We start from the raw sequence: 17,101 nt of genomic DNA on the forward strand, positions 1-17,101 counted from the left end.
CTGACACGGAATCCGAGGCAAAAGAGGCCTCCTTCTTTGACCTGCCCGTAGCCGCGCCCTACCGATCCGAGGCTAGAACCCGGTCCGGGCATGCGAAAACGCCCCGCAGATCTCCCAAGGGAGTACTGCGGGGCGTTCTCAGCAATTCACGTCAACCGTGGAATCACCGGGAGGGCTTACTTGGCCTTCTCGACGATTTCCACCAGGCGCCAGCGCTTGTCAGCGGACAGCGGGCGGGTCTCAGCGATAACAACCAAGTCGCCGATGCCGGCTTCGTTGTTCTCGTCATGAGCCTTGACGTTCTTGTTGCGGCGCATCACCTTGCCGTAGAGGGCGTGCTTCACACGGTCCTCAACGTCAACGACGATGGTCTTCTGCATCTTGTCGGAAACCACGTAACCACGGAGGGTCTTGCGGTAGTTACGCTCGGTTGCGTCAGCCACACCGTTCTCCTTCTCGCTCATTACTTGGCTTCCTTGCCCTTCTTGGTTTCTTCAACCGGGACAACGACTTCCTGGCGAATGCCGAGCTCACGTTCGCGCAGCACAGTGTAAATGCGAGCGATATCGCGCTTGACAGCCTTCAGGTTGCCGTGAGTTTCCAACTGACCGGTAGCCGACTGGAAACGGAGGTTGAACAGCTCGGCCTTGGCCTTCTTCAATTCCTCGTTCAGACGAGCATTGTCGTAGCCATCCAAAGCCTCAATGGTCAGGTCCTTTGAACCAATAGCCATTCCTATTCACCACCCTCACGACGCACGATGCGTGCCTTCAACGGCAGCTTGTGGATTGCCAGGCGCAGGGCCTCGCGAGCTACCTCTTCACTGACGCCGGACAGTTCAAACAGAACACGTCCCGGCTTGACGTTTGCGACCCACCATTCCGGCGAACCCTTACCGGAACCCATGCGGGTTTCGGCAGGCTTCTTGGTCAGCGGACGGTCCGGGTAAATGTTGATCCAGACCTTACCGCCACGCTTGATGTGGCGGGTCATGGCGATACGGGCGGCTTCAATCTGACGGTTGGTCACGTAGGCCGGGGTCAGAGCCTGGATGCCGTATTCACCGAACGATACGGTGGTTCCGCCCTTGGCAGCACCCGAGCGGTTCGGGTGGTGCTGCTTGCGGTACTTCACACGACGTGGGATAAGCATTTAAGCCTCTCCTCCTTCCGCAGCAGGAGCCTGTGCGGCAGCCTTGTTGCGGTCGTTGCGACGACGACGGTCGCCACCACGGTTCGGGCGGTCACCGCCACGGCCACGTGCCGGAGCGGCAGCGGCCTGCTGTGCAGCCAGTTCCTTGGCGGTTACGTCACCCTTGTAGATCCAGACCTTCACGCCGATGCGGCCGAAGGTGGTCTTGGCTTCGAACTTGCCGAAGTCGATGTTCGCGCGCAGGGTGTGCAGCGGCACACGACCTTCGCGGTAGAACTCCTTGCGCGACATTTCGGCGCCACCCAGGCGGCCCGAGCACTGCACGCGGATGCCCTTGGCACCTGCACGCATTGCCGACTGCATGGCCTTCTTCATCGCGCGGCGGAACGCCACGCGCGAAGCAAGCTGCTCGGCGATGCCCTGGGCAACCAGCTGGGCTTCGATGTCGGGGTTCTTGACCTCGAGGATGTTCAGCTGCACCTGCTTGCCGGTCAGCTTCTCCAGCTCACCGCGGATGCGATCGGCTTCGGCGCCGCGGCGGCCGATGACGATGCCCGGGCGGGCGGTGTGGATGTCCACACGCACGCGGTCACGGGTGCGCTCGATCTCAACGCGGGCGATGCCTGCGCGGTCCATGCCGGTGGACAGCAGTTCGCGGATCTTGACGTCTTCCTTGACAAAATCCTTGTAACGCTGGCCTGGCTTGTTGGAATCGGCGAACCAGTGCGAAACGTGGTCAGTGGTGATGCCGAGACGGAAACCGTTCGGGTTTACCTTCTGTCCCATTTACTTTTCCCCACCCTTCTCCGGGGTTGAAACAACCACGGTGATGTGGCTGGTGCGCTTCTTGATCTGGAAGGCACGACCCTGAGCACGCGGCTGGAACCGCTTCATGGTCGGACCTTCGTCTACAAACGCCTCGCTGATAATCAGCTCGTCCTCATTGAATGCTTCACCTGCGCGGTCCGCGGCGACACGGGCGTTAGCCACTGCCGATGCGACAACCTTGTACACGGGCTCCGAAGCTGCCTGCGGGGCAAACTTCAGAATTGCCAGTGCCTCGTTGGTCTGCAGACCACGAACAAGGTTGACGACGCGCCGGGCCTTCATAGGCGTTACGCGGAGATGACGCGCAATTGCCTTGGCTTCCATTGCTTTCCTTCTCTCGTCTATCGAAGAAGTGCTAAGCGACACTAGATCCCTTCCGGGGCCTAGCGGCGCTTGCCCTTCTTGTCGTCCTTCACGTGGCCACGGAACGTGCGGGTCGAGGCAAACTCACCGAGCTTGTGCCCAACCATCGATTCGGTGACAAACACCGGGATGTGCTTGCGTCCGTCGTGCACGGCGATGGTGTGTCCCAGCATGTCCGGGATGATCATCGAACGGCGGGACCACGTCTTGATGACGTTCTTGGTGCCCTTTTCGTTCTCAGCAACGACCTTCAGGTACAGGTGCTGATCGACGAAGGGGCCTTTCTTCAGGCTGCGTGGCATGTCTCCAGGCTCCTATCGCTTGTTCTTGCCGGTACGACGGCGACGCACAATAAGCTTGTCGCTGTCCTTGTTCGGACGACGGGTGCGTCCTTCACGCTTACCATTGGGGTTGACCGGGTGACGACCACCGGAGGTCTTACCTTCACCACCACCGTGCGGGTGATCGATCGGGTTCATGGCCACACCACGCACGGTCGGGCGGACGCCCTTCCAGCGCATACGGCCGGCCTTGCCCCAGTTGATGTTGATCTGCTCGGCGTTGCCCACTTCGCCGATGGTGGCGCGGCAGCGCACATCGACGTTGCGGATTTCACCCGAAGGCAGGCGCAGCTGGGCGAACTTGCCCTCGCGGGCCACCAGCTGGATGGAGGCACCTGCGGAGCGGGCCATCTTGGCACCGCCACCGGGGCGCAGTTCCACGGCGTGGATCACGGAACCCACCGGGATGTTGCGCAGCGGCAGGTTGTTGCCCGGCTTGATGTCCGCGTTCGGACCAGCTTCCACGATGTCGCCCTGGCTCAGGTGGTTCGGGGCGATGATGTAGCGCTTGGTGCCGTCCACGTAGTGCAGCAGGGCAATACGGGCGGTACGGTTCGGGTCGTACTCGATGTGAGCGACCTTTGCCGGCACGCCGTCCTTGTCCTGGCGACGGAAGTCGATCAGGCGGTAGGCGCGCTTGTGTCCGCCACCCTTGTGACGGGTGGTGATCTTACCGGAGTTGTTGCGGCCGCCAGTCTTGGACAGCGGGCGAACCAGCGACTTTTCCGGAGTCGATCGGGTGATTTCTGCGAAGTCGGCTACCGACGAGCCGCGCAGGCCCGGGGTAGTCGGCTTGTACTTACGAATTCCCATTTATTCTTATTCCTCGTTAAAGTGGTCTCCGCTTAGGAAAGCGGACCGCCGAAGATGTCAATCGAGCCTTCCTTCAGGGTGATGATGGCGCGCTTGGTGTCCTTGCGCGTACCCCACCCGAAGCGGGTGCGCTTGCGCTTACCCGGCCGATTGATGGTGTTTACGGAATCAACCTTCACGTTGAAGATGGCTTCAACGGCGTTCTTGATTTCCGACTTGTTCGAACGCGGGTCGACCATGAAGGTGTACTTACCTTCATCGATCAGACCGTAGCTCTTTTCCGAGACGACCGGTGCGATGACCACGTCGTGCGGAGCCTTTGAGAAGACGCTCACTTGGCTTCCTCCTTCTGAACCAGGGCATCGAATGCAGCCTTGGTGAAGACCACGTCGTCCGAAACCAGAACATCGTAGGTGTTCAGCTGATCCACGTACAGGGCGTGGACCTCAACCAGGTTGCGAACCGACAGTGCGGCCACATCGTTGGCGCGTTCGATCACGAGCAGGACATTCTTGCGCTCGGTCAGCGAACGCAGGGTTGCCAGAGCTTCCTTGGTCGACGGCTGATCGCCGGCCACCAGGTTCTCGATCACGTGGACGCGATCGTAGCGAGCGCGATCAGACAGGGCGCCGCGCAGGGCAGCAGCCTTCATCTTCTTGGGGGTGCGCTGCGAGTAGTCACGCGGGGTCGGACCGTGGACGATGCCACCGCCGGTCATCTGCGGTTCGCGGATCGAGCCCTGACGGGCGCGGCCGGTCCCCTTCTGCTTGAACGGCTTGCGGCCGGCACCGGCAACTTCGGCGCGGGTCTTGACCTTGTGGGTGCCCTGACGTGCGGCGGCCAGCTGTGCAACAACTACCTGGTGCAGCAGCGGCACGTTGGTCTGCACATCGAAGATCTCTGCAGGCAGGTCTACGTTAAGTGCCTTAGACATTTACTTATGCTCCCTTCACAGCGGTGCGTACGAGTACGACGCGGCCGCGAGCGCCTGGAACGGCACCCTTGATCAACAGGAGGTTCTTCTCAGCGTCGATGGCGTGGATGGTCAGGTTCTGCGTGGTGACACGCTCGGCACCCATGCGACCGGCCATCTTCTGTCCACGGAAAACGCGACCGGGAGTGGACGCGCCGCCGATGGAACCTGGCTTGCGGTGGTTCTTGTGCTGACCGTGCGAAGCACCAACACCAGCGAAGTTGTGGCGCTTCATGACGCCGGCAAAGCCCTTACCCTTCGAGGTGCCCACGACGTCGACCTTCTGGCCGGCCTCGAACAGCTCGACGGACAGTTCCTGGCCTGCAGCGTATTCGGCTGCATCGGCGGTGCGGAGTTCTACCAGGTGGCGACGCGGGGTCACACCGGCGGCCTCGAAGTGGCCAGCCAGCGGCTTGGTCACCTTGCGCGGATCGATCTGGCCGTAGCCGATCTGAACTGCGGCGTAACCGTCACGCTCGGCGTTGCGCAGCTGGGTGACAACGTTGCTGTCAGCCTGCACCACGGTGACCGGGATCAGGTTGTTGTTTTCGTCCCAAACCTGGGTCATGCCGAGCTTCGTGCCCAGCAGGCCCTTGACATTACGGGTTGCGGTCATAGTTCTCTCAGCACCTCCCCTAGAGCTTGATTTCGATGTTGACATCCGCCGGCAGGTCGAGACGCATCAGCGAGTCAACGGCCTTCGGGGTCGGATCGACGATGTCGATCAGACGCTTGTGCGTGCGCATTTCGAAGTGCTCACGGCTGTCCTTGTACTTGTGGGGCGAACGGATAACGCAGTACACGTTCTTCTCCGTTGGCAGCGGCACTGGGCCGACCACGGTTGCGCCTGCGCGCGTTACCGTCTCAACGATTTTCCGGGCCGAAACGTCAATGACCTCGTGGTCATACGACTTCAGCCGGATGCGGATCTTCTGTCCCGCCATGGCGTCACGCCTCTTTCTGATAGCACTCTCTACAGTTACTGTGCCCTACGGGCCCTCGCGGACCGGCACGCCTTGCACTGCGACTGAATCCGGATCAGATCCGGGTTCCTCACCCGCAGGAGGCTCCGACCCCCGCGGTCGGGCGTGTCGTGAAGTTTTTGGTCACAACTCTACCCTCGACGCTCACGCGAAGTGCGGGAATCCAATGCATTCGAAGCAGTCGTATCGTTCCCGAACCCCAGGCATTATCCTGGGTGAGTGCCGATCTCGGTCGTTCGAATTCAGTTTTTTGTGCTCTTTCGAGCACGCGGCTGCAATCAAGCAACTTATCCAGTGTGACAGGTTCACCCCCGGGCGCGCAAATCATTTGCCGCCCGGGACCCTGGTGATCTTCGACTCAGCGCCCGCCAGCGCCCCGAAAGGCGCCGAGCAGCGCGCCGGCTTAGTTCCTGCGGTTCTCCACCCTTACCAGCCGGGAAAGCGCCAGCACAATCAACGCTATGGCCACCAAGACCAGCAGCACGAACGCATAGTTGCGCAGGAACCAGACTACCGCCGCTGTAATGGCGACCGCGGCCCACCACGTCAGCAACCGCTCCCCCTGGGTCAAACCCAGGGCCAGCAGTCCGGCGAAGAACAGCAGCACCAGCATCTGGGTCAGTGTTCCGGCATCCAGCACCGAGGCCAACTCGGCGGCACTGCCCAGCGTCGCGCCGGCAATCAGCCAGCCGCGGCCCAGGGCGCGGTGCGGCGCCCAATGACGCAGCCCAATCCCGGCGGCCACCACCGCCAGGTACAGCAGCGCCGCGGAAGCGCCCAGCGGCTCGACCAGCACCCCGTAGCAGCGCAGGGCCACCAGGGCTGCGGCCACGACCACCGCATCGGTGCCATGCTGGCGCCAGGCGCGCGGCAGCTCGTGCAGCCGCGCCACCAGCAGAGACAGCACCAGCACCAGTGCCCCGCCCAACAGCGGCAACGGTTCGCGGTGCAGCAGGTGGGCCACCGCCCCAGCGGTGAACCCGGAAGCCAGCATTGCGGCGTAGTAGATGCGCGCGGCCTGCCCGCCGGCGTCCGCAGATTTCTGCCAGTGCCGCGGGTAGTGCGGCACCGGCTCCTGGAAGCGGCCGTGCAGCAGTGCAAGGACCAGCAGCACGAGCGCGCCACCCAGCAGGGCCCAACTCAAATCCAGCGACCTCTCACTCACCATGGTGCCCGAGCGCAGGGCCTGCAGGCCGGTGTCCGCGGCCCCCAGCAGCAATAGCGCAGCTGCCGCCGAGTACAGCCCCATCTGCCGGGAATGCACCAGCAGGATTGAGCCAGCCCCGCCGATCAGGAAGACCAGCGCCAGCCAGCGCAGTTCGGGCTGATAGCCCAGCATGAGAACCAGCGGCACCAGCAACGCCGCCAATCTGATTCCCTGGTGGCCCTGTTGCCGGCGGTATGTCCATTCAAGGCCCAGGGCAACCACCGCCTGGGCGGCGAGCAGCCACATCGCCGCGGTGGCGCCCCACCATCCAGCCCGGACCCAGCCGGTCGTGGAACCGAACGTGGCGGCCGGGACAATGGCCAGCGCCGCCACGGCCAGGCTAACGGGAAGCAGCAGCCACTGCCGGTAGGGTCCAGCACCGAAGGCCCAGTGTGCCAGCAGCGCATATCCCAGCCAGAGCAGCAGGCTCAGCAGGACGGTGCCCCGGTCCGTCTGCGGGCCGACAGCATAGGCCAGCAGCAGCAACGGCAACCCCACCAGGATTCCCAGCCCAATGACCCGCAATTCCCCCGGCACCGCTGCACCGCGGCTGCGGGAGAGAACCAGCCGCGCCGCTTGCGGCAGCACCACGCTGAGCAGCAGCACACAGAACTGCCCGTGCAGGTCCAGCTCGAAGTGCTCAACACTCCACCAGGCGGCAACGCTCAATTGGATCTGGGCCAGTGCGGCATGCGTGATTCTCCAGCACGCCGCGGTACAGCGGGGCAGGGCCGCGATCAGAAAGACAATATTGGCCGCGGCCACCAACGGCGCCAGCCACCAGAAATCCGAGCCCAGTGCCAGGACAAAGTAGCCGCACAACGCCCCAAGCACCGGCGCGTGCACGAACGCATCCATGGCCCCATCCGAGGTGGGCAGGCAGCGCCAGGCGACCCAGGCGGTGGCCAGCACCGAGCCGATCAGCACCAGCACCGACCAGCTGCCCGCAGTGACACCCAGGAAGTGCGCACCGAACGACAGCTCTCCCTGCAGGCGCAACGCCAGTGCGAACACCACCATCACCAGCAGGCTGGCGGTCACCCGGATCCGCCAGTGCAGGTTCGCCACGGCGGTACGTTCTGCGTGCCCCGCATTTCGGGCCGAGTAGACCAGCATCCCGGCGGCAGCCGCCCAGATACCCACCATCGCGGCACTCGCCACGCTCCGATCGGAGGCCGGGGCAAACAGGAACTGCAGCAGCTGGGCGCTCTTGGCGCCCACCGCCAACAGGAGCACCCAACGCAACTGCGCACCTAGCAGCGCCCGGGATTCGGGCTGCCGCCGCACGACGGCGCCCAGGCCCGCCACGCCAAGGACCAGTGCCGGCAGCGGCGACCACGCGTCCTGCCAGTTCTCGGCCAGGGCCAGCAGGGCGAACCCGAACAGCCAGCCGGCCTCCACCGGGGTGCCGCCGCTTCCCGCCAGCCAGCCAAGCAGCACCAGCAGGGCAGGGATGACCAGCAGGGTCAGCCACCAGGTGCCGTGGGCGGAGTGCGCATCCCGGGCATACCCGGCGACCAGCGCCAGCCAGGCGCCGGCCCACAACACCATGCGTTCGGCAACCCGCCAGGTTTGGCTGGCCCCAAAAACCCGCTCATAGGCCGCGGCGAAGTGTTGTACGAGCGCCGCCTGGGCGGCCAGCAACGCCGCCAGGAGAACCAGGATCACCCGGGTATCGGCCTGTGCGTAGTCCAGCCCGAACAGCACCGCCAGCAGGAAGAACGCCCGGGCGGCAGCCAGGTTCCAAAGTCGGTGCCGCTCCTCCAGCCGGGTGCTAAGCACATAGAAGGCGCTCAGCGGCAGGAAGATCCAGAAGAATTCACGGCTGCTCAACTCATCCAGCATGACCAGGGAGGCCAGGAACACCAGCGGAGGCAGCAGCCGGTAGCTGCTGGAGAGCGCTTGGTGGAATTGTGAGGCGCGCACGGCCGGGCTGCCGATGACCAGCAGGAGCATTGCCACCGCCAGCACCAACAGGGCCAGCAGGTAGGCCAGTACGCCCTGCTGGAGCACCGCGCCTCCTGACATGGCGGTGGAGATCAGGATCAGCACGGCCAGCCAGGCCAGCACCCGGGAGTGCAGCCGCAAAGAGGCGAAGCCGAAGGCGAGGGTGCCCACCACGGAGTAGCCCAACCAGATGCCGGTGGGTGAGGTGTGCAGGGTGTTGTAGGTCGCCAGAGCGCATAGGGGCAACAGCGCCAACCCCGTGCCGGTGAAGGCCGCGGCGGCCGGACGCAGGTTGGGTTGGACCCGGTGGACTGTCAATCCCGCGGCATAAAATGCTGCGGCGACAACACACAGGCCCACCAGCTTGGCCACCGGGGCCAGGGCGAAGCTGAGGAAGAGTGCGCCGGCCGCCACCAGCAGCAGCGCGGCAACATACAAGGTGATGTTCACGTTGCGCAGTTCGCGTTCGCGCGCACTCAGCGTCGGGCGGACCGGGGCGCTCGGTGCTGCACTCGTGCGCTGGGGGACGAAATCAATGGCCCGCACCCGGTCGGAGACCTGCCCGCCGCCGGACGCGGGCGCAAGGAACGGAAGCCGGGCGGGGGCAGGGGTTGGCGGGGTTTGCGCGGGCTGCGGGCTCTGCTGGTCGCGTGCGGCGGGCGCAGGATGTTGCCCGGGGGCCGGCGCCGGAGGGGAACCGGCTTGGGCATGAGGATGACCCGGCGCGGGCTGCGTGCTGCCGGCTGCAGCGGAGGGTCCTGGCGCCGCGTCCGGCTCGGAGGCCTGGGCCCCTGCGCCAGTGCGCCAGTACCCCGTTGCGGCATCATAGCCCTGTTGCCAGGCCCGGCCCAGCTGCTGGCTGCGGCGGCCGGCGGCGGTGCGCCGTCCGATCAGGAAGGCCACCACCGCGATGATGATGACCAAGATGGTGTAGCCCATGCCGCTCCCCCGTTTTCTTGCGTACGCCGACGTGTATGAACCTGGATCAATTCAACCAGCTTTTTGACTAAATGTCGGCTTTGCTACGCGTGTGGGCATAAAAAATTCCCCGTCACTCCTTGCGGAGTCACGGGGAATTTTTTGAACTTAGACCTCGCGGTCTAGAACATCATCCAGGTACTTACTTGGTGATGTTGGTGACGCGACCCGAACCAACGGTGCGGCCACCCTCGCGGATAGCGAAGCCCAGGCCTTCTTCCATGGCGATCGGCTGGATCAGCTCAACCGACATTTCGGTGTTGTCGCCCGGCATAACCATCTCGGTGCCTTCCGGCAGGGTGATGACGCCGGTGACGTCGGTGGTGCGGAAGTAGAACTGCGGACGGTAGTTCGAGTAGAACGGGTTGTGGCGGCCGCCTTCATCCTTGGACAGGATGTAGACGTTGGCCTCGAAGTTGGTGTGCGGGGTGATCGAACCCGGCTTCACAACAACCTGACCGCGTTCCACGTCTTCGCGCTTCAGACCGCGAAGCAGCAGACCACAGTTCTCGCCTGCCCAGGCCTCGTCGAGCTGCTTGTGGAACATCTCGATACCGGTAACGGTGGTCTTCTGGATCGGGCGGATGCCAACGATCTCAACTTCCGAGTTGATGGCCAGGGTGCCACGCTCGGCGCGGCCGGTCACCACGGTACCGCGACCGGTGATGGTGAAGACGTCCTCGATCGGCATCAGGAACGGCTTGTCACGGTCACGCACCGGATCCGGGATGAAGGTGTCAACGGCATCCATCAGTTCTTCGATGGACTTGGTCCACTCCGGGTCGCCTTCCAGAGCCTTCAGGCCCGAAACGCGAACAACCGGGGCGTCGTCACCGTCGAAGCCCTGCGAGGACAGAAGTTCGCGAACTTCCATCTCCACCAGCTCGAGCAGTTCTTCGTCCTCGACCATGTCGGACTTGTTCAGTGCGACCAGCAGGGTCGGAACGCCAACCTGGCGAGCCAGCAGAACGTGCTCGCGGGTCTGAGCCATCGGACCGTCGGTAGCGGCAACCACCAGGATTGCGCCGTCCATCTGGGCGGCACCGGTGATCATGTTCTTCACGTAGTCAGCGTGGCCCGGGGCGTCGACGTGTGCGTAGTGACGCTTCTCGGTCTGGTACTCGACGTGCGAGATGTTGATGGTAATACCGCGCTGGCGCTCTTCCGGTGCGGAGTCAACGCTAGCGAAGTCGCGCTGCTCGTTCAGATCCGGGTACTTGTCAGCAAGCACCTTGGAAATGGCAGCCGTCAAAGTGGTCTTACCGTGGTCAACGTGACCGATGGTGCCAATGTTGACGTGCGGCTTAGTCCGCTCGAACTTTGCCTTTGCCACAGGTTCCTCCTAGAAACATTTCAGAAGACGTATTTCCGTCTGCGCGGTTCGCAAACGAAACTGGAATCAGTCTACTGGGGGCATGGATAAATATGGAAATTTCGGTCCTCTGCGGGATCCGGTTGTGATGGATCCCTCGTTGGCCGTTTGCGAGGCCGGTTTCAATGGCTTTGGAACCGGCCTCGCCATCGGCCACTCCCCCACACGGGCGGGGTCACGGCCAAGTGTTGGTGCCTGAGGCGATTACTCGCCGCGGGACTTCTGAATGATCTCGTCGGCCACGGCCTTCGGAACTTCAGCATAGGTCGAGAAGGTCATCGAGTACACCGCACGACCCTGGGTCTTCGAGCGCAGGTCACCGATGTAGCCGAACATCTCGGACAGCGGCACTGCGGCACGGATGACCTTGACGCCCGAGGCATCGGACATTTCCTGGATCGAGCCACGACGGGAGTTCAGGTCGCCGATGACGTCGCCCATGTACTCTTCCGGGGTACGGACTTCGACGGCCATCACTGGTTCGAGCAGGATCGGGTTGGCGCGGCGTGCACCTTCCTTGAAGACCTGCGAACCGGCGATCTTGAACGCCATTTCCGAGGAGTCAACGTCGTGGTAGGCACCGTCGATCAGGGTGGCCTTCACGCCGACCATCGGGTAGCCGGCCAGGATGCCGAACTGCATGGCGTCCTGGATACCTGCGTCCACCGACGGGATGTACTCGCGCGGAACGCGGCCACCGGTGATGGCGTTCTTGAATTCGTAGCTGACGCCCTCAACGACCTCAAGCGGCTCGAAGGAGACCTGCACCTTCGCGAACTGGCCGGAACCACCGGTCTGCTTCTTGTGGGTGAAGTCGACCTTCTCCACAGCCTTCTTGATGGTTTCGCGGTAGGCCACCTGCGGCTTGCCGACGTTGGCTTCCACGCGGAATTCGCGCTTCATGCGGTCCACCAGGATGTCCAGGTGCAGCTCGCCCATGCCGCCGATTTCGGTCTGGCCGGTTTCCTCGTTCAGGGAAACGGTGAAGGTCGGGTCTTCCGCCGACAGCTTCTGGATAGCGGTCGACAGCTTCTCCTGGTCACCCTTGGTCTTGGGCTCGATGGCCACGAAGATCACCGGATCCGGGAAGGTCATCGATTCCAGAACGATCGGGTTGGCCGGATCGCACAGGGTGTCACCGGTGGTGGTGTCCTTCAGGCCGATCACGGCGTAGATGTGACCCGCGTGGATCTCATCAACCGGGTTCTCCTTGTTGGCGTGCATCTGGAACAGCTTGCCGATGCGCTCGCGCTTCTGCTTGGTGGAGTTCAGCAGCTGGGCGCCGGAGGCGACCTTGCCCGAGTACACGCGGATGAAGTTCAGCTGACCGAAGAACGGGTGGGCAGCGATCTTGAACGCCAGCGCGGAGAACGGTGCGTCCTCGCTCGGCTCGCGGGTCAGTTCGATGCTCTCGTCCTTGGGGTCGTGGCCAACCATGGCCTCGACGTCCAGCGGGGAGGGCAGGTAGTCGATGACCGCGTCGATCATCGGCTGCACGCCACGGTTCTTGAAGGCCGAGCCACAGAAGACCGGGTAGGCTTCGCCCTTGACGGTCAGGGCGCGGATACCGGCCTTGATCTCTTCATTGCTCAGCTCTTCGCCTTCGAGGTACTTCTCCATGAGTTCCTCGGAGGCCTCGGCGACGTCCTCAACCAGCTTGTTGCGGTATTCCTCGGCACGCTCCTGCAGATCGGCAGGGATTTCCTGGATCTCGTAGTTGGCGCCCATGGTGACGTCACCCTTGGAGTCGCCTTCCCAGACGAATGCCTTCATGGTCAGCAGGTCAACGACGCCGACGAAGTCGGACTCGGAGCCGATCGGCAGCTGCATGACCAGCGGCTTGGCACCCAGGCGGTTGACGATGGTGTCCACGGTGAAGTAGAAGTCAGCGCCCAGCTTGTCCATCTTGTTGACGAAGCAGATACGCGGGACGTTGTACTTGTCGGCCTGGCGCCACACAGTCTCGGACTGCGGCTCCACGCCTTCCTTGCCGTCGAAGACGGCAACTGCGCCGTCGAGCACGCGCAGCGAACGTTCCACCTCAACGGTGAAGTCAACGTGGCCGGGGGTGTCGATGATGTTGATCTGGTTGTTGTTCCAGAAGCAAGTCACGGCCGCGGAGGTAATGGTGATACCGCGTTCCTTTTCCTGCTCCATCCAGTCGGTGGTGGCACCACCGTCGTGGGTCTCACCGAGCTTGTGGTTCACACCCGTGTAGAACAGGATGCGCTCAGTGGTGGTGGTCTTACCGGCATCGATGTGTGCCATGATACCGATATTGCGGACCTTGTTCAGGTCAGTAAGCACGTCCTGTGCCACGTTGTCTCCCTAAGAGCTGAGGCTTGGCATGGCCGGCGGCGGGTTCCCGCCGCCGGCGACGCCAGGCGATTCTTACCAGCGGTAGTGTGCGAAGGCCTTGTTGGACTCGGCCATCTTGTGAGTGTCTTCGCGACGCTTCACAGCGGCACCCAGACCGTTCGAGGCATCCAGAATCTCGTTCTGCAGGCGCTCGATCATGGTCTTCTCGCGACGAGCCTTGGAGTAGCCAACCAGCCAGCGCAGGGCCAGCGCGGTGGCGCGGCCCGGCTTGACCTCGACCGGCACCTGGTAGGTTGCGCCACCCACACGGCGGGAGCGAACCTCAAGGGCCGGACGGATGTTGTCCATGGCCTTCTTCAAGGTCGAAACGGCATCGGCGCCCGACTTGGCGGCGGCACCTTCCAGTGCACCGTAGACGATGCGCTCGGCGGTGGACTTCTTCCCACCGACCAGCACCTTGTTGATCAGCTGGGTGACCAACGGCGAGTCGTATACCGGATCAGAAACCAGTGGGCGCTTCGGCGCCGGACCCTTACGCGGCATTACTTACCATCCTTCTTTGCGCCGTAGCGGGAACGAGCCTGCTTACGATCCTTAACGCCCTGGGTATCCAGTGCACCACGAACAATCTTGTAGCGAACGCCCGGCAGGTCCTTCACACGACCACCGCGCACCAGCACGATGGAGTGTTCCTGCAGGTTGTGTCCGACACCCGGGATGTAGGCGGTCACTTCGACGCCGCCGGACAGGCGCACACGGGCAACCTTACGCAGAGCGGAGTTCGGCTTCTTAGGGGTGGTGGTGTACACACGGGTGCACACGCCACGACGCATGGGGTTGCCGCGCAGGGCAGGGGCCTTGCCCTTGTTTACCTGCGGCTGGCGGCCCTTACGGACCAGCTGCTGAATAGTAGGCACTTTCGTGTCCTTCCAATTTTCTAAAATTCTTCGGCGCCGCCGATCCATCGGATGACGGGTACTGCTGCGCTATCTGCTCGTTCCATCGCGCACTCAGCGAAAAGTCTCTAGGCGTGCGAAAGTGTGGCATTCGTTGCGCAACCTACCCGCAACCCGGACCGCGTCCATTTTGCCACACATAAAACAATTGTTACGAGTCTAGCATTAATCCTGCCAGCCCTGAAAATCCAGGATTCAAAGCCCACATGACCAGTTGATTGCCAGTTCGCAAACCCTTGTCCTGCAGGCGTTGAGCCCCGGAGTGTCTCACCTACTATTTTCGCATGTGCCCCACCGCCCAGCAATGGGATGTGCCTCACTTTCATTCGGGCTATCCGCGTGCCGGCTGTGGCGCCGGGGCGATTCATCCCCGGCCATACCCTGCGGCGAGCGGCCTACCCTCGACTGACCTACTGACAGAGGCCGAATACGCCAACAAGGACGATGAGCGGCATACCGACCGGGGGGCCCGGCTCAATATTGTTGCCGCGGGAGGACACCGAATGTACGGCTGGGCAAGCTTCCGATGAAGGGATGCGTGCTCGGGGAGGCGCGCGAGGACCGTGCCGCCTACCATGCCGCGTCGCCGGCTGGCATCCGCGGCGTGCGGGGTTGAATCGTCCAGCGGCCGACAGTGTGCGGCCGTCCGTAACCTCGGAAGGCAGCGCCACGCACATCTGCACTCCGCTCCCCTGGCTTCCCAAAGCCGCCTGTTGCGCACCCAAAAGTTGTAATAGCACCGGGTGTAAATGCTACTAGTCGTGCTTTTCTGTCCCGCTGATTATCGACAGTGGAGATCCCTCTACTGCCGGGGATCATGGCGTAGGCCGCTCGCTGACCGTCGGCTTCGCGCAACCCTGCCTCTCGCCTGCCTGCGCCGCGTCTGGGGCTAAGCTGACGTTACCTGGCAAAACCTAGAAGCACGGATGTCGCTCCTCGACCCGCTCACGGAGTTCGTGCAGGTACACGCGAGCGTTGTTGTCATTTTCCGAAGCCGGCTGCACACAAGCCATCGAGATTCCAGGCCTGCGCAGCCGACCATGGACATGAAAATTTCCGAAGGTGACTGCACAGGGCTGGACTTTGCGCAATAGTCCTATGTACTCACCTGCGCAGAAAATAAATGAGCGACCCTACTTGATGGGTTCATTGCTCGCCTGAGAGCGCGGTACACGGTCGATCTAGCCACCGAGAACAGTTCTCCAAGTTCTGTCGTTGTCTGATTCCCAGCGCGATGCAGCTCTACTAGATGTGCTTCTTGCTTGCTGGAAAGTCTGGGCGGCTTGCCGCGTAGTCTGCCTTTTGTCCTTGCAACAGCCATGCCCTCACGCGTGCGTGCCTGGATCAGATCTGCCTCAAACTCGGCAACCATAGCCAGGACGTTGAACAGGAGCTTACCTACAGGGTCGATGGGGTCGTGGACTGATCCGCCGATGCTGAGCTTCACCTCGCGGCCGGTGAGTTCATCAACGATGTCTTTCGCGTCGCGCAAGGATCGCGCCATCCGGTCAAGCTTCATCACCACCAACGTATCCCCAGCACGGCAAGCGGCCATCGCCTCGCTGAGCCCGGACCGCGCCCTATTCGTGCCAGTGCGGCCTTGATCAGTGAAGTTCTTCTCAGGAGCCACGCCCGAGGCCATAGGCGCGTTCTTTAGGGCGGTGAGGTCTTGGTCGTTAGTGGATACGCGCGCGTACCCGATACGGAGTCCGGTCATGATTGGGAGCGTCCCGTTTAGGGTGCCTCTACCGGGCATTTTCTCGGTCGGGTCATACGGGAGTCGGGCGTGCCCGGAAACCTGCCAGTTTAGCCAGGACCCGAAGTTGTCCGCACTTGTACCGGTGACCGACCGGCTTGCGGGACGGCATGGGAGCATTGTGGAATGCTAATCTTTGACCTTCGTCCGCTACCAGCCGGACAAGTGGAATTGCATGATGCACGACGGAAACGCCGCTGGACCGTCGATCTAGAACCTTTCGAGATCGGGGCCACTTCCGTCACCACGGCGCAGTACGCGCAACTGATGGGTACCAGCGAAACAAGCTCCCAGGAACCCGTGGTGGATATCAACTGGTTAGAAGCCATCCTGTTTTGCAATGCAGCGTCAATGGATGAAGGACTTGTCCCTGCATACATCATCGATGCCGGTGAGGTGACTTGGCAGACCAACGCCTCTGGGTACCGCTTGCCCACGGAAGCCGAATGGGAATACGCCTGCCGCGCCGGCACAACGGGGCCACATTACGGCCCCCTCGATGCCATTGGGTGGACAGCAAATGACAAGGTAGAGAAACCGCAAGAAGTTGGTCAAAAACTACCCAATGCCTTCGGACTCCACGACACTCTTGGAAACGTATGGGAATGGTGTTGGGATCTACTCGATCCGGCCCGCTACGGAGAATACCGGATCTTCCGCGGGGGAGGTTTCGCTGATAAGTCGTGGAGCGTGCGGGCTTCGACGCGTCGGGGTGGTGCGCCTGGGATGAGCCACCCGGACCTTGGTCTGCGCGTGGCACGGGGTGTCTTCGATGATGCACAGGCAGCGCAAGGCTGGTCAGCCGATGCTGATTCTGAACGGGGAAAGATCACTGGCATGCTGCCATCGGGATGGACGCCCCGGCGATACTGAGACTGACCAAAGCAGGCCAGCCCATGTACACGGCGGCGGGTATCCCACAGAAGGTTCCCCTTGCGGACGGATCAGCCTAGTGCCGAGGACTGCGGACAAAAGTTCTGAGGAATTCGGAAACTGACAGTTGTCGTACTACGGTCCCCTCCCCTGCCCGCCTCACTCCGGCAACGCGCTCGCTCTACGCACGGGTCACCGATCCGAGGGTTGCCGGGTCCTGTTCACGGCTGAGCCACAAGG

Annotated in this window: 18 protein-coding genes; 1 reads left to right on the top strand and 17 read right to left on the bottom strand. The window is 62.7% G+C overall.

Annotated elements, in window-relative coordinates:
- Positions 1-176 precede the first annotated feature (176 nt).
- The 17 genes from rpsQ to AC6I21_RS10950 all read right to left on the bottom strand — a co-directional run bounded on the left by rpsQ (position 177) and on the right by AC6I21_RS10950 (position 15,949).
- On the bottom strand, positions 177-464 hold the full coding sequence (gene rpsQ, locus AC6I21_RS10870; RefSeq protein ID WP_054820637.1) for a 30S ribosomal protein S17: 288 nt from the start codon (positions 462-464) through the stop codon (positions 177-179).
- Entirely contained in the window at positions 464-733 is a 270-nt protein-coding gene (gene rpmC / locus AC6I21_RS10875) for a 50S ribosomal protein L29 (protein WP_054820636.1), read from the bottom strand. Before rpmC ends, rpsQ begins: the two co-directional genes overlap by 1 nt.
- 2 nt (positions 734-735) lie before the next feature.
- Positions 736-1,152, bottom strand: coding sequence for a 50S ribosomal protein L16 (rplP, locus tag AC6I21_RS10880; RefSeq protein ID WP_054820635.1), 417 nt, complete (start codon positions 1,150-1,152; stop codon positions 736-738).
- Positions 1,153-1,938, bottom strand: coding sequence for a 30S ribosomal protein S3 (gene rpsC, locus AC6I21_RS10885; RefSeq protein WP_054820634.1), 786 nt, complete (start codon positions 1,936-1,938; stop codon positions 1,153-1,155).
- Positions 1,939-2,304 carry a 50S ribosomal protein L22 gene (gene rplV / locus AC6I21_RS10890; protein ID WP_138177193.1) on the bottom strand — a complete coding sequence of 122 codons (366 nt, stop codon included), beginning with the start codon at positions 2,302-2,304 and terminating at the stop codon, positions 1,939-1,941. It lies immediately after the preceding gene.
- Positions 2,305-2,363: 59 nt separating this feature from the next.
- The gene (rpsS, locus tag AC6I21_RS10895; protein ID WP_054820632.1) at positions 2,364-2,645 is read right to left on the bottom strand and encodes a 30S ribosomal protein S19; all 282 of its coding nucleotides are present in this window, start codon (positions 2,643-2,645) and stop codon (positions 2,364-2,366) included.
- Positions 2,646-2,657: 12 nt separating this feature from the next.
- Positions 2,658-3,497, bottom strand: a complete 840-nt coding sequence (rplB, locus tag AC6I21_RS10900; RefSeq protein ID WP_138177190.1) for a 50S ribosomal protein L2 — start codon at positions 3,495-3,497, stop codon at positions 2,658-2,660.
- A gap of 32 nt (positions 3,498-3,529) precedes the next feature.
- Positions 3,530-3,832, bottom strand: a complete 303-nt coding sequence (gene rplW / locus AC6I21_RS10905) for a 50S ribosomal protein L23 (protein ID WP_054820631.1) — start codon at positions 3,830-3,832, stop codon at positions 3,530-3,532.
- The gene (rplD, locus tag AC6I21_RS10910; RefSeq protein ID WP_138177187.1) at positions 3,829-4,431 is read right to left on the bottom strand and encodes a 50S ribosomal protein L4; all 603 of its coding nucleotides are present in this window, start codon (positions 4,429-4,431) and stop codon (positions 3,829-3,831) included. Before rplD ends, rplW begins: the two co-directional genes overlap by 4 nt.
- Positions 4,432-4,435: 4 nt before the next feature.
- Positions 4,436-5,086: a 50S ribosomal protein L3 gene (rplC, locus tag AC6I21_RS10915; protein WP_054820630.1), complete on the bottom strand. Its 651-nt coding sequence runs from the start codon at positions 5,084-5,086 to the stop codon at positions 4,436-4,438.
- A gap of 19 nt (positions 5,087-5,105) precedes the next feature.
- The gene (gene rpsJ / locus AC6I21_RS10920) at positions 5,106-5,414 is read right to left on the bottom strand and encodes a 30S ribosomal protein S10 (protein ID WP_013349689.1); all 309 of its coding nucleotides are present in this window, start codon (positions 5,412-5,414) and stop codon (positions 5,106-5,108) included.
- A 442-nt stretch (positions 5,415-5,856) separates the two neighbouring features.
- Positions 5,857-9,546, bottom strand: coding sequence for a hypothetical protein (locus tag AC6I21_RS10925; protein ID WP_497762378.1), 3,690 nt, complete (start codon positions 9,544-9,546; stop codon positions 5,857-5,859).
- A gap of 181 nt (positions 9,547-9,727) precedes the next feature.
- On the bottom strand, positions 9,728-10,918 hold the full coding sequence (tuf, locus tag AC6I21_RS10930) for an elongation factor Tu (RefSeq protein ID WP_138177181.1): 1,191 nt from the start codon (positions 10,916-10,918) through the stop codon (positions 9,728-9,730).
- 243 nt (positions 10,919-11,161) lie between these two features.
- Positions 11,162-13,276, bottom strand: a complete 2,115-nt coding sequence (fusA, locus tag AC6I21_RS10935) for an elongation factor G (protein WP_138177178.1) — start codon at positions 13,274-13,276, stop codon at positions 11,162-11,164.
- Positions 13,277-13,348: 72 nt separating this feature from the next.
- Positions 13,349-13,819, bottom strand: coding sequence for a 30S ribosomal protein S7 (gene rpsG / locus AC6I21_RS10940; RefSeq protein ID WP_054820669.1), 471 nt, complete (start codon positions 13,817-13,819; stop codon positions 13,349-13,351).
- Positions 13,819-14,193 carry a 30S ribosomal protein S12 gene (gene rpsL / locus AC6I21_RS10945; protein WP_054820670.1) on the bottom strand — a complete coding sequence of 125 codons (375 nt, stop codon included), beginning with the start codon at positions 14,191-14,193 and terminating at the stop codon, positions 13,819-13,821. Before rpsL ends, rpsG begins: the two co-directional genes overlap by 1 nt.
- A 1,135-nt stretch (positions 14,194-15,328) precedes the next feature.
- Positions 15,329-15,949 carry a recombinase family protein gene (locus AC6I21_RS10950; protein ID WP_497762379.1) on the bottom strand — a complete coding sequence of 207 codons (621 nt, stop codon included), beginning with the start codon at positions 15,947-15,949 and terminating at the stop codon, positions 15,329-15,331.
- Positions 15,950-16,114: 165 nt separating this feature from the next.
- Between AC6I21_RS10950 and AC6I21_RS10955 the strand changes: the two genes are divergently transcribed.
- Positions 16,115-16,861 (top strand): formylglycine-generating enzyme family protein, encoded by a 747-nt coding sequence (locus AC6I21_RS10955; protein ID WP_497762380.1) that lies wholly within the window; start codon positions 16,115-16,117, stop codon positions 16,859-16,861.
- Positions 16,862-17,101 lie beyond the last annotated feature (240 nt).

This window comes from Glutamicibacter sp. St.4D3, assembly GCF_059728615.1.